The 12,510-nt window shown below is 70.7% G+C and carries 13 protein-coding genes; 4 read left to right on the top strand and 9 right to left on the bottom strand.

The features are described from left to right. The first annotated feature begins 105 nt into the window (after window positions 1–105). Together ABZ857_RS12740 and ABZ857_RS12735 are read left to right on the top strand one after the other, a co-directional pair. On the top strand, window positions 106–864 hold the full coding sequence (locus ABZ857_RS12740) for a glucose 1-dehydrogenase (protein WP_357041981.1): 759 nt from the start codon (window positions 106–108) through the stop codon (window positions 862–864). Between the two features lie 16 nt (window positions 865–880). Beyond that, a complete protein-coding gene (locus ABZ857_RS12735) occupies window positions 881–1,909 on the top strand; it encodes an LLM class flavin-dependent oxidoreductase (protein WP_357041978.1) in 1,029 nt (342 codons plus the stop codon). A gap of 32 nt (window positions 1,910–1,941) precedes the next feature. Here ABZ857_RS12735 and ABZ857_RS12730 read toward each other — a convergent pair whose 3' ends face one another. The 8 genes from ABZ857_RS12730 to ABZ857_RS12695 form a co-directional block, all read right to left on the bottom strand. Beyond that, window positions 1,942–2,328 carry an SCO5389 family protein gene (locus ABZ857_RS12730; protein ID WP_079320359.1) on the bottom strand — a complete coding sequence of 129 codons (387 nt, stop codon included), beginning with the start codon at window positions 2,326–2,328 and terminating at the stop codon, window positions 1,942–1,944. A 110-nt stretch (window positions 2,329–2,438) separates the two neighbouring features. Further along, window positions 2,439–3,395, bottom strand: coding sequence for an ATP-binding protein (locus ABZ857_RS12725; protein WP_357041975.1), 957 nt, complete (start codon window positions 3,393–3,395; stop codon window positions 2,439–2,441). 125 nt (window positions 3,396–3,520) lie between these two features. Then, window positions 3,521–5,059, bottom strand: coding sequence for a serine/threonine-protein kinase (locus ABZ857_RS12720; RefSeq protein WP_357041972.1), 1,539 nt, complete (start codon window positions 5,057–5,059; stop codon window positions 3,521–3,523). Window positions 5,060–5,147: 88 nt separating this feature from the next. Beyond that, window positions 5,148–5,540, bottom strand: a complete 393-nt coding sequence (locus ABZ857_RS12715; RefSeq protein ID WP_139575537.1) for an Rrf2 family transcriptional regulator — start codon at window positions 5,538–5,540, stop codon at window positions 5,148–5,150. Window positions 5,541–5,570: 30 nt separating this feature from the next. Further along, window positions 5,571–6,533, bottom strand: a complete 963-nt coding sequence (locus ABZ857_RS12710; RefSeq protein ID WP_357041969.1) for a sulfate ABC transporter ATP-binding protein — start codon at window positions 6,531–6,533, stop codon at window positions 5,571–5,573. After that, on the bottom strand, window positions 6,523–7,320 hold the full coding sequence (locus tag ABZ857_RS12705; RefSeq protein WP_357041966.1) for a sulfate ABC transporter permease subunit: 798 nt from the start codon (window positions 7,318–7,320) through the stop codon (window positions 6,523–6,525). The genes ABZ857_RS12710 and ABZ857_RS12705 overlap by 11 nt, the downstream gene beginning before the upstream one ends. Beyond that, complete coding sequence (cysT, locus tag ABZ857_RS12700) at window positions 7,313–8,125, bottom strand: sulfate ABC transporter permease subunit CysT (protein WP_193203994.1); 813 nt, start codon at window positions 8,123–8,125, stop codon at window positions 7,313–7,315. Before cysT ends, ABZ857_RS12705 begins: the two co-directional genes overlap by 8 nt. Before the next feature lie 19 nt (window positions 8,126–8,144). After that, window positions 8,145–9,164, bottom strand: coding sequence for a sulfate ABC transporter substrate-binding protein (locus ABZ857_RS12695; protein ID WP_357041963.1), 1,020 nt, complete (start codon window positions 9,162–9,164; stop codon window positions 8,145–8,147). A 191-nt stretch (window positions 9,165–9,355) separates the two neighbouring features. On the opposite strand from ABZ857_RS12695, the gene ABZ857_RS12690 reads away from it, so the two are divergent. Further along, the gene (locus ABZ857_RS12690; protein WP_357041960.1) at window positions 9,356–10,324 is read left to right on the top strand and encodes a hypothetical protein; all 969 of its coding nucleotides are present in this window, start codon (window positions 9,356–9,358) and stop codon (window positions 10,322–10,324) included. A gap of 33 nt (window positions 10,325–10,357) precedes the next feature. Here the strand turns inward: ABZ857_RS12690 and ABZ857_RS12685 are convergent, their stop codons facing one another. Continuing rightward, window positions 10,358–11,773 carry an LCP family protein gene (locus ABZ857_RS12685; protein ID WP_357041957.1) on the bottom strand — a complete coding sequence of 472 codons (1,416 nt, stop codon included), beginning with the start codon at window positions 11,771–11,773 and terminating at the stop codon, window positions 10,358–10,360. A 234-nt stretch (window positions 11,774–12,007) separates the two neighbouring features. Between ABZ857_RS12685 and ABZ857_RS12680 the strand changes: the two genes are divergently transcribed. Beyond that, on the top strand, window positions 12,008–12,508 hold the full coding sequence (locus ABZ857_RS12680) for a hypothetical protein (RefSeq protein ID WP_357041954.1): 501 nt from the start codon (window positions 12,008–12,010) through the stop codon (window positions 12,506–12,508). Window positions 12,509–12,510 lie beyond the last annotated feature (2 nt).

Here is a 12,510-nt window from a genome sequence, read left to right as displayed (position 1 = left end):
ACGTGCCGACGCGCCGCATGACCGGGGTGACGGCGGTTTGTGGTGTGGCCGGGAGAATGACTCGGAGTAAGTTGCTGTGATCGAATCCGGGTGAGGAGGCTTGCGATGTCACGGTTCATCGGAAAGTTCGCGGTCGTCACCGGCGCGGCACGGGGGATCGGTGCGGCGATCGCACGCCGGTTGTCGGCGGAAGGTGCGGCGGTGGCCTGCGTGGACCTCACCGCGGACCGATGCGCCTCGATCGTGGACGAGATCACCGTCACCGGGGGCAGGGCGGTCGCGTTCGGCTGTGACGTCTCCGACAGCGGTCAGGTCGAGGCGCTGGTGCCGGGGGTGATGGCGGAGTTCGGGCGGATCGACGTGCTGGTGAACAACGCCGGGCTGACCCGCGACAACCTGCTGTTCCGTATGTCGGAGGAAGACTGGGACAAGGTCGTCGATGTGAACCTCAAGGGCGTCTTCCTCGTGAGCCGGGCCGTCCAGAAGCACATGGTGGAGCAGCGGTCGGGGGCGATCGTCAACCTGTCGAGCCGGTCGGCGCTGGGAAACCGGGGGCAGGCCAACTACTCGGCGGCCAAGGCGGGGATCCAGGGGCTCACCGCGACCATGGCGATCGAGTTGGGCCCGTTCGGCGTCCGGGTGAACGCGGTCGCGCCCGGCTACGTCGCGACGCCGATGACCGAGGCGACGGCCGTTCGGCTGGGGGTGACCCCGGAGGAGCACCAGGCCACCATGGCGCAGGCCGTGCCGTTGCGGCGTGTCGGCCAGCCGACCGAGATCGCGTCAGTGGTGGCCTTCTTCGCCTCCGACGACGCGTCGTACGTCACCGGCCAGACGCTCTACGTCAACGGCGGCCCTCGGTAGGGGCGCGGCCGCACGCATGAGGATCGGAATCTTCCTCGTCGCGGCAGGGTTCCCGGGCATGGCGCCCGGGGACGTGCTGCGTGGCACGGTGGAGGCGATCGAGGCCGCCGAGCGGGCCGGATTCGACGACGCCTGGATCGCCGAGCACCACTTCATGTCGTACGGCGTCTGCCCGTCGGCGGTGACGCTGGCGGCCGTCGCGCTGGGCCGGACCTCGCGGATCACGGTGGGGACGGCGGTCAGCGTGCTGTCCGCGCAGCATCCGGTCGCGCTGGCGGAGCAGGCGGCGATCCTCCATCACGTGTCGGACGGCAGGTTCCGGCTTGGCGTGGGGCGTGGGGGGCCGTGGCTGGAACTGGAGGTCTTCGGCACCGGGACGGAGAGGTTCGAGCGGGGATTCCCCGAATCGCTCGATCTGCTGTGCTCGGCACTGGCCAGTGAGACAGACAGCGGGCAGGTGGCGGCGGACGGCGAGTTCTTCCGCTTCCGGGAGGTCACGATGGTCCCGCAGGCCCGTATGTCGCCGGTCGTCGCCTGCACGTCGGACGGCACGGTCCGGCTCGCCGCCGAACGGGGGCTGCCCATGCTCCTCGGCATGCACATCGGCGACGACGAGAAGGCGAAGATGATTGCCGCCTACGAGACGTACGCCGCGGCCCCGGCGGCGCACATCGGGGCCGCGCTCGGTTACGTGGCGGACACCACCGAGCAGGCCGTACGGGAGATGCGGGAGTCGCTGCCGCGCTGGCTCGGGCCGGGACTCGCCGGGTACATCCCCGTGGACGGCCGGCCGCCGCCGCGGCGGAACATTCCGGAGTACGTGGACCTGCTGTGCCGGATCCATCCGGTGGGCTCGGCGGAGCACTGTGTGGAGAAGATCACGACCACGGCGGCGCGGACCGGGCTGCGGCACCTCATCCTGATGGTCGAGGGCGCCGGAGACCGCGCGCGGACGCTGGAGAACATCGCACGCCTCGGCGCGGAGGTGCTTCCGGCAGTGCGGCGGAATGGCGACGGGAGGGGGACGGGAAGGGGGACGGCGTGAACCGAGCGCCGCCCCCCCAGCCGAACATCAGGTCAGCAGTCGACCAGTTCCGGGCTCTGGTTCAGGATCTGCGCGCGGGGGGTGACGAACTCCCGGTAGGCCTCGGTGGCCTCCGGGCGGAACACCGCGACGCGGTGGCAGTTCTGGAAGGCCAGGCGTACGCCGAAGTGCCTTTCGAGGGCGCCGCGCATCGCGTCGCTGGCCAGGCAGCGCAGCAACTGACCGCGAGCGGCCTCGTCGGGCGGCGGCACCTGGTTGTCGGCGAAGTCGGCGCCGGACCGGTCCCGCCGCTCGACCAGCGCGGTGATCGTCGCCCAGGCGTACGGCAGCGAGTCGCGGACGCAGGCGACGAAGGCCGCGTCGTCCACCTCGCCGGCGCGAGCCTGGTCGAGCAGGTCGTTGGACACGGACAGCGACATGAGCTGTTCTCCTCTCGACGGCGTCTCCCCGGCATGTCTCACACAAGGGGGAACGCAGTTGACGGTAGATCGAACGCGCCGGGCCTCCATCTGGCGCGGAGGCGACACGTTCATGGAGCGGCGACGGCCGGGCCGTACACGAAGCCGGGGTCGATCTGCGCGACCAGGTCCTGTCCCGTGGCCCGGTTGGCCCACGCGCGGGCGTTCCTGACGTGGAACTCGGCCGCCTGCCTGCCGAACTTCGACCAGTCCTTGGGCTGCGCGTCGAGCCGGTCGAGCATGGTGGCGAGGGCCAGGTGGCCGGCGGGCTCCAGGTCGTCGAGCGTGAACGGCCGGCCCTGCTCCATCCCGCGGATGGCGGGGGAGTGGCCGAACCAGGTCAGCAGGTCGTCGCCGACGTGCTCGCGGAGGAAGTCGACGTCCTCCGGCGAGTGGACCTTGTTGCCCACGACAGCGATCTCGACGTCGAACCCGGCGGCGTGGTCGCGGTACTGCCGGTAGACGCCCACGCCCTGACGGGTCGGCTCGGCGACCAGGAAGGTGAGGTCGAAGCGGGTGAACAAGCCGGAGGCGAAGGAGTCCGCCCCGGCGGTCATGTCCACCACGACGTACTCACCGGGGCCGTCGACCAGGTGGTTGAGGTAGAGCTCGACCGCGCCGAGTTTCGAGTGGTAGCAGGCGACGCCGAGATCGTCCTCCTCGAACGGGCCGGTGACCATGAGCGAGACGCCCTCGACGGGACGGGACGGGAAGAACGGGTCGTCCAGCCGGACAAGCCGCGAGCCGCGCCCGGGCGGGGTGGTCTTGACCATGGACGCCGCGTCGCGGATCAGCGGGTTTTCGCCCCGCAGGTAGTCCTTGATCTCGGTCAGCATCCCGCCCAGCGGGGGCGGGTGCTCGGCCGCGTCTGTATCCGCATCCGCCGGCAGGCCCAGGGCCAGGCCGAGGTGCTGGTTGATGTCGGCGTCGATGGCGACGACCGGCCCTCTCCGCGCCGCGTACCTCGCGAACAGTGACGACAGCGTGGTCTTGCCGCTTCCGCCCTTGCCGACGAACGCCACTCGCATGAAGGCCCCCAAACCAAAACGAAACCGCACCAAAACGAAACCGCACCGAAACGGCGAAATGAAAACCGTTGTCACTTTCACTTGTGCGCCATCATGGCACACGCGAGGAGGGCACGGGGTGGATTTCAGGCCGCGGAAGGCGTCGGGACGGCCGAGGGCGGCTGGAAGAGCGAGAGCACCTTGACGAGCGTGGGCCGCAGGGCGTCCCAGTCGGCGGCGGGGGTGGTCCAGGTGAGCACGCTCGTCGTCGTGCCTGTGGAGATCACACGGCGGTACTGGTGATACTCCACTCCCTTGGCCAGGTGGTCTCGAGCCGACGCCTTGCGCGGGGTCCAGATGAACTCCCAGTCGGCCGATGGGCCGTGCTCGCCGGTCACGGCCCTGAGCCGAAGCTTGCGATAGGTCGTGGCGGCAGGGCGGAGGAACGCCTCCGCCTCGCCGAGAGCCGCCAGGGGATCGGTGCCGCGCTGCGCGGTCACCTCGACCGTGAACGCCGCCCCGCCGTCCCGCGAGCGCCACGAGGTCGAGTACGGCCTCTCCTCGCGGGTCCAGTCCCGGGGCGCGCCGGCCCGCCAGCCGGCGTCGGATGTGTGCCACTTCAGCTTCAGCCGCCGCGCGGGCTGCGCAGAAGCCGACACCGGGGCCGACACCGGGGCCGACGGGGAGGATGACGAGGAGGCCGACGGGGACGCTGACACCGGGGCCGACGGGGAGGCCACCAGGGCCACGGCCCGGCTTTCCCCGCCGGTCCGCAGCACCGCCCAACCTCCGACAGCCCAACCTCCCACAGCACAGGCGACCAGCACGGCCGCCGCGATCCCGATCACGAGACGGGTGCGGCCGGGGCCCCGGCGTACCGGCCGAGGCGGGGCGGGCGGCTCGATCTCGGCGAGCAGGCGGTCGGCGGTCTCCGCGTCGATCCGCCGCCTGGGCTCCCGGGCCAGCAGCCCGGCGAGCACCGCGCGGAGCTCCCCGGGCACCTCCTCCGGCGCCCCCTGGCCCGTGGGCGGCCTGCCGGTGACGGCCAGGTGGAGGGTGGCACCGAGCGACCACAGGTCGGCGGCGACCGTACGCGGCCCGCCGGCGGCCCGTTCCGGGGCGAGGTACGTCTCGGTGCCACGGCCGACGGGAGGGCTGCTCGGTACAGGATCGCGGGCGTACGCCGGATCGGCGGCCAGCACCGACACGCCGAAGTCGGCGAGCAGCACCCGCCCGTCGTGCGCGAGGAGCACGTTGGCGGGCCGGACGTCGCCGTGCCGTACGCCGGCGGCGTGGGCGTGCGTGAGCGCGGACAGCACCGCGCGGGCGATCCGCGCGGCCTCGGCCGGGGGCAGTGGTCCGTCGCCGGAGACCATCCCGTCGAGCGAGCGCGAGGGGACCAGCTCCGTCACGACGTACGGGGTGTCGCCCTCCTCGGCGACGTCGTAGACGGCGGCGATGTGGGGGTGGCGCAGCCGCTCGGCCTGGTGGACCTCGCGGGAGATCCGCTGGACGAGCCGCAGCCGCGTGGTCTCGCCCAGGTTCGGGGGCAGCAGGACCTCGCGGATCGCGACGGGCCGGTCGAGCAGCGTGTCGCGGCCCTCCCACACCAGCCCGGTGCGGCCGTGGCCGAGGGCGCGGACCAGCCGGTATCGCCTGACGATGAGCTGCCCAGCAGTACCCATCCCGCCTGCCTCTACGCCCCGGCACGTTCCACCTGAACGTGGAGTCTTCCACAAGTACCGGGATCAAGTACCGGGATCAAAAGGGTGATTAGAGGGGTGGCAGTGAACCGGTCGCGATGTGGGCGAGCGTGACCTCGGTGAGCGTCGCCTGCTCGTGGTCGCGCAGCGCCGTCCAGACGTCGCCGAGCGGCTCGGCGACCCCGTGGAAACCCTCGCTGTCCTGGGGCGCCCCCTCCATGATGAGGACGACGTCGGCGAGCGTGATCTGCTCGGCGGGGCGCGCGAGCCAGTAGCCGCCGTCAGGCCCGCGCTGGCTGTGGATGAGGCCGGCCCGCCGCATCTGCAGCAGGATGTTGTCGAGGAACCGCCGGGGAATGCGCTGGGCGGCCGCGATCCGCTCGGCCGGGACCGGCCCCGGCGCCGCCGCGGCCAGTTCGGCGGCGGCGCGCAGGGCGTACTGGGTCCGTACGGAAAGCCGCATCTTCTTAAACTGCGTCCGTCACTGTGTCGGTCACAGCGCGAGTGCCAGGGATCGGGCGCCCGGTGCGGGCCTGACGTGCACGGTGTCGCCCGGTCCGAGACCGAGCCGGTCGGCCTGCTCCCGCGTCACCTGGACCCACGCCTCGTGCCCGCCGATCTCCACCTCCACGCGCACCTCGAAGCCGAGCCGTACGACGCGGGAGACCACGGCGGGTGAGCCGCCCTCGACCGGGTCCTGGCTGAGCTCGAGGTCGTGCGGGCGGACCAGACTGCCGCCGATTTCGGTGACCGGGCCGAGGAAGCGCATCACGAACGGGTTGGCCGGGTTGTCGTACACCTCGCCGGGGCTGCCGGCCTGCACGACCTCGCCCCCGGCCAGCACCACGATCGTGTCGGCGACCTCGATGGCCTCCTCCTGGTCGTGGGTGACGAACACGGTGGTGACGTGGACCTCGTCGTGCAGCCGGCGCAGCCACGTCCGCAGCTCCTTGCGCACCTGTGCGTCCAGGGCGCCGAACGGCTCGTCCAGCAGCAGCACCTGGGGCTCCACCGCGAGGGCCCTGGCCAGGGCCATGCGCTGGCGCTGGCCGCCCGACAGCTGGGACGGGTAGCGGTCGGCCAGTTTCTCCAGGTGGACCAGCTCCAGCAGTTCCATGACGCGTTTGCGGATCTCGTCCTTGGGCCGCTTGCGGATCTCCAGGCCGAAGGCCACGTTGCGGAAGACCGTGAGGTGCTTGAAGGCGGCGTAGTGCTGGAACACGAAGCCGACGTTGCGCCGCTGCGGGGACAGCCGGGTGGCGTCGGCGCCGGAGATCAGGACCGTGCCGGTGTCGGGCCGCTCCAGGCCGGCGATCACCCGCAGCAGCGTCGACTTCCCCCCGCCGCTCGGGCCGAGCAGGGCGGTCAGCGACCCCGCGGCGACGTCAAGCGAAACGTCGCGCAGGACGGGGGTCGTCCCGAACGACTTGTTCACGTCGCGTACCTCAATTGCCATCAGACCGATCCTTCGGGCGCAGGAGCTTGGTGAGCAGCAGGGTGACCACGGCGATCAGGGCGAGGGCCGTGGCGGCGGCGAACGCGGCCGGCTGGTCGAAGTTCTGGAACCGCTCCTCGACGAACAGCGTCATCGTCTGGGTCTGGTCCACGAGGCGGCCGGAGACCACCGCGACCGCGCCGTACTCGCCGAGCGAACGGGCCAGGCAGAGCACGACGCCGTAGCCGAGAGCCCAGCGGATGCCGGGGAGCGTGATGCGGACGAACGTCTGGACGCGGCTCGCGCCCAGCGTGTGCGCGGCCTGCTCCTGCTCGTCGCCGAGCTCCTCCAGGACCGGTACGACGGCCCGCACGACGAGCGGCAGCGACACGAACACCGTGGCCAGCACCATGCCGGGGGTGGAGAAGATCACTTGGATTCCCCAGCTCTCCAGCAGGCCGCCGAGGGGGGCGAACCGGCCGTACACGAGGATGAGCGCGAGCCCGACGACGACCGGCGAGACGGCCATCGGCAGGTCGATGAACGCCCCCAGCAGCCGTTTGCCGGGGAACTCGTGCCGGACGAGCAGGAGTGCGGCGCCGACCCCGAAGACCGTGTTGGCCAGGACCGCCCAGCCGGCGACGACGACCGTGACCTTGAACGCGTGCAGGGCCGACGGAGAGGTCAGGGCCTCGGCGAACGGCCCGAGCCCGTCTCCGAAGGTCCGCCAGACGATCAGCGCCACGGGCAGCACCAGCAGGAGCATGACGTAGACGACGGCGACCACGCGCAGGACGTGCTTAGCCACGGCGGCTCCCCCAGCGCTGCAGGACGTCGAGCGTGATCAGCGCGACCAGGGCCACCACGAGCAGGACCGTCGAGATCGCGGCCGCGCCGGTGGTGTTGTCTCCCTCGATCTGGCTGAAGATGTTCACCGCCGCGACCTGCGTCTTGAACGGCAGGTTGCCCGAGATGAGCACGGTCGAGCCGAACTCGGCGATCGCCCGGGTGAAGGCGAGGGCGGTGCCGGACAGCATCGCGGGGATCAGGTTCGGCAGGATGACCCGGCGGAAGGTCTGGAACGGGCTCGCGCCGAGGGAGGCCGCCGCCTGCTCCATCTCCGTGTCGAGTTCCAGCAGGACCGGCTGCACCGTACGGACGACGAACGGCAGCGTGACGAACAGCAGCGCCAGCACGACTCCGGCCCTGCTGTAGGCCAGGTTGACCCCGAGCGGGGACTGCGGGCCGTACAGCGCGAGCAGGACGAGACCGGCGACGATGGTCGGCAGCGCGAACGGCAGGTCGATGATCGTGTCGAGCACCGCCCGGCCGGGGAAGCGGTCGCGGACCAGCACCCAGGCGATGACCGTGCCCACGACCAGGTTGACCAGGGCGACGAGCGCCGAGGCGCCCACGGTCAGGGTGAGCGCCGCCCAGGCGTCGGGGGTGGTGACCGAGCGCCAGAAGTACCCGGGCCCCTCGTCGGCCGAGCGCCAGACCACGGCGGCCAGCGGGATCAGCACGATCAGGCTCAGGTACAGCACCGCGGTGCCGAGGCCGGCGGCGGTGCCGCCGGCCACGCGCGAGGAGGGGCGTACGGTGATCGCGGTCACTTCCGCGTCACTTCTCTCGTCACTTCTCGGTCGCCACGCCGAGCTTGCGCTCGATCTCCGCGACCTTGCCGGTCTTCGAGTCGAAGAAGTCAGTCGTGATCTTGTCCCAGCCGCCGAGGTCCTGGATCGTGAACAGCTGCGGCGGGGCGGGCCAGTTGAAGCCGGTCACGCCGTCGGCGACCGGGCGGTAGCCGTTCTTGGCGAAGATCGTCTGGGCCTCGACCGAGTAGAGGTACTTCAGGAAGGCCGCGGCCTCCGTGGGGTGGGCGGTGTTCTTCGTCACGGCGACCGGGTTCTCGATGAGGAGTGTCGAGTCCGGGACCGTGTAGTCGATCTCCTGGTTGTTCTGCTGAGCGAAGATCGCCTCGTTCTCGTACGTGAGGATCGCGTCGCCCTTGCCGCCGGTGAAGGTCTGCAGCGACTTGCGGCCGCTGTCGTCCTGGACCGGCACGTTCTTGAGCAGCGCGTCCAGGTAGGCGAGCCCGGCGGCCTGGTCGGCGCCCTTGTTCGACTTGGCGCCGTAGCCCGCGAGCAGGTTCCAGCGGGCGCCGCCGGAGGTGAAGGGGTTCGGCGTGATGACCTCGACGCCGGGCTTGACGAGGTCGTCCCAGGTCTTGAGGCCCTTCGGGTTGCCCTTGCGGGTGCCGATCACCACGACGGACTTGGTGAGGATTCCCTTGGTGGGGCCGGAGTTCCAGTCCGGCGCGACGATGCCGGCCTTCACGAGCCGGGTGATGTCGGTCTCCAGGGAGAACTCGACGATGTCCGCCTTGAGGCCGTTCGCCACGGCGCGGCTCTGGTCGCCGGACGCGCCGAACGACTGGGTGAAGGTGATGTTCTTGCCCTCGGGCGTCTTCTGGAACGCCTTGATGATGTCCTCGAACGCCGCCTGGGGGGTGGAGTAGGCGACCAGCGCCAACTGGACCTTGTCTCCGCCGCCGTCGCCCCCGCCGGCGTTGCTGTCGCCCCCGCAGGCGGTGACCAGGGTGGTCGTCGCCATGACGGCGGCTGCGATGGCCCCGAGCCTGCGCACTCTCATGCCTGTCCTCTATTCCGGAAGATTCCTACCAAGTCAGTCGGTTTAGTCGATATTAAAGACCGTTCTAGGAATCCCGTCAACCCTGATGGGTTTTTGTGATTGTTGTGAAATTTCCAGACAGGACGTGTCGACCAGTGCTAGGAACGTTCGCTATTGGGACACGACCCAGGGCTCACTGAGGAAGGACCTTTATGCGCGACCCGGTCACCGAGGACGCCTACGAGCAGGACGCCTACGAGCAGGACGGCTCGTTCATCCGGCCGTACATCGCGGGCGAAGGCCAGCACGGCGGGGAGGGAGACCGGTTCTGGTCCGAGGACCAGGACGAGCAAGCTCTCGGCGCCAGGCCGAGCGGCCAGGGCGACGTGCTCTCGGAGGACTGGCGGCCGGACCAGCCCGCGCAGACCCCCGCCGACCACGCCGAGCAGGCCGACTACGCCGCCGGACGCACCGCTCGGCTCCCGGTGAGCGACGGCGACACCGATCCGCGCGGCTTCCTCGGCTCGGGCTGGCGCAACAGCACCGACCCCGACGAGGACGAGGACGAGCGTTCGCGGCGCGGCGGGATGCTGTTGCGGACCGGTCTGATCGCCGCCGGGGTCCTGGGCGCGATCTGGGCGCTGGCGCTGTGGGTCGGGCACCCCGGTGGCGCGGAGTGCGAGGGAGGGGCGGGCTGCGCCGCCGCGACGGCGCCCGTCTCGCCGGTTCCCACCGACGAGCCCACCGACGCCGTGCCCACCGACGCCGTGCCCACTGACGCCGTGCCCAGCGGGGCCGTGCCGAGCGAGGCCCCCAGGGCCGAACCCACAGCGGGACCCACGGCCGAACCCACGGCCGAACCCACATGGACCCGGCCCGGCGCGTCCGCGCCCACACACACGCCCCGGTCCCGCGCGCGGGACTCCGGCCCCCGGAGCACCGCCTCCCCGCGCCCGTCGCGGACCCGCGTGCCGGTCGACACGCAGCAGCGGCCGCCCGCCGACGAGCGGTCCGACGAGCAGACCTCGGGGACGGACAGAGGGACAGACACCGCGACGTCCGAGGAGCAGGCGGCCACGGCCCCCACCTCCGATCCGGACACCGGGCAGCCGACCAGCGCGCCCGCCCCCACCCAGGAGTCGCCGCGCCGCGGCGGCGGCCTGCTCGGCTGGCTGTTCTGATTCTCGGTTCTGCTCCTCGGCTCTGATTCTCCGTCAGGAGGCCGTGCAGCTGTCCTGGGTGGCGTCGAAGCCCTCCACGTCGTCGAGCGTCCTGGGGGGCTTCATCCCCTGCCAGTCGGCCCCGATCCCCAGCACGAGGGTCTGCGTGGTGGCCGTGCGCACCAGGCGGGAGCGCGACTTCTTGAGTTCGCGGTAGAGCCGGGACGCCCGGCTCTCGCCGTTCTCCGAATACGCGATGACGGTCTTGGCGTACGGCTTGGGCGCCTGCTCGACCTTGACGATGTGGTAGCCGCGCTGTTCCAGTTCGGCGGCCACCTGCGTGCCGAGCCCCTGCTGCCCGCTGCCGTTGCGGACCAGGATGTGGATCTGCGACTTGGGGATCTTCTGCTCGCCGCTCTTGACGTTCTTGGCGATCTGGTCGGCGGCGACCATCCTGAACAGGCGGTCGGCCTGCGGCTGCACCCACTCGACGCGGCCGGGGTTGGTGATCGAGTAGCGCCAGGGCGTGGTGACGAAGCGGATCTGCCCGGCGGTCAGGCCCTGCGCGCTCACCGCGAGGTCCTTCATGACGCCGATCGTGAGGTCGGGGTCGGTGGTGATCGACTTGGTCACCGCGTCGAGGAACCCGAACAGCGTCGCGGGATTGGTCAGCGTCTCGCCGCTCATGGCCTTCTTCGCCATCGAGGCGAGGAACATCTGCTGCCGCTGGATCCGGCCGATGTCGGAGCCGTCGCCGAGCGAGTAGCGGGCACGGACGTATCCGAGCGCCTGCTCGCCCTTCAGGATCTGCTTGCCGGCGGGCAGGTTGAGCAGCGCCTTCTTGTCGTGGACGGCCTGCGGCAGGCAGACCTGCACGCCGCCCAGCGCGTTCACCATCGCCTTGAAGCCGGTGAAGTCGACCTTCACGAAGTGGTCGATGCGGATGTCGGTGAGTCCCTCGATCGTCCTCCAGGTGCAGGCGATGCCGCCGGAGTTGAACGACTCGTTGATCATCCCGACGTGTGGCCGCTGGCCCGGCAGGTTGCCCTTGGCCGGACAGGCGGGAAGGCGGACGAGCGAGTCGCGCGGGAAGCTGATCAGGACCGCGCCGTCCCGGTTCGGGGAGATGTGCGCCAGGATGATCGTGTCGGTACGCTCGCCGGGGAACTTGCCGTATTTGGCGTTGGCGCCGTTGCGCTGGTCCGAGCCGACGATCAGCACGTTGAGCGCCTTGCTGATCTTCTGTGGGCGCTTCTCGCCCCCGAGATCCTTCTGGGTCACCGTCTCGTGCTTGACGTTGCCGGTCAGCTTGACGTACCCGCCGACGGCGAACGTGGCGGCGCCGGTGAGCACGCCCAGCGCTCCCGACAGCGTGACCCACACCCAGGCCCGCCACTTTGGGGGCGTCCGGGGCGGCGGCGCCGGGAGGTCCTCCGCCGGGGGCGCGGGACGGACGTCGACGTGACCCACTGTCGTGCTCCTGAGGGTCGGACCAGGCGTTTTGCACCGGGTCGAAAGCCAGTAGCGGCAAACGGGGCCAAGTGTAGCGATCTCCCCTGAACGTCACCTTTCAAACGCGGTAACCACCGCGCCGGAGGCGCGAGTAAGCGTCGTTTCCAACACCCCGTAAGCACTGTGCAAGTGCTGATCAAGCCCGTCCGCCTATCCCTTTGGACGTACGAGGAATCGGAAGGGTTGAGAGCAATGTCGCGTAACGTCTTCGTCGTCGGCGCCAGCGCCGGCATCGTCCTGCTGTTCGCCGGGATCTACGGGATGGGCTCGATCTCCACGATGTCGTGGGGGTTGCCCGCCTTCATCGTCGGGATGTTCCTGCTGATCGGCGACGTCGTCATCCTGGCCACCAGGCTGGTCGGCGGCGGCGGGCCGTCCGGCGGCGTCTTCGGTCAGATGAAGAGCTTCCTGGGCACCGGCAACCAGGACCTCGTCGGTACCGGCCTGCCGGCCACCGCCCTGATCGCGAGCATGCGGGACACGGGCACCATGGTGAACGACCAGCTCGTCGTGGCCTTCGACCTGCGGGTGCAGCCCGCCTCCGGCGCGCCGTACGTGGTCGCGCACCGGCAGATCCTCCCCCGGCTGCTGACGGGCGCCGTCCTGCCGGGCCGGACGGTCCAGGTGTGGACCGACCCCGCGGACCCGCAGCGCCTGGTGATCGACTGGTCCGCGCTCCCCACGCAGGTCTGAGC

Origin of the sequence: Microbispora sp. NPDC046933 (genome assembly GCF_040644635.1) — a bacterium.
GTDB lineage: Bacteria > Actinomycetota > Actinomycetes > Streptosporangiales > Streptosporangiaceae > Microbispora.
This window is presented reverse-complemented; position numbering and strand designations above follow the sequence as displayed.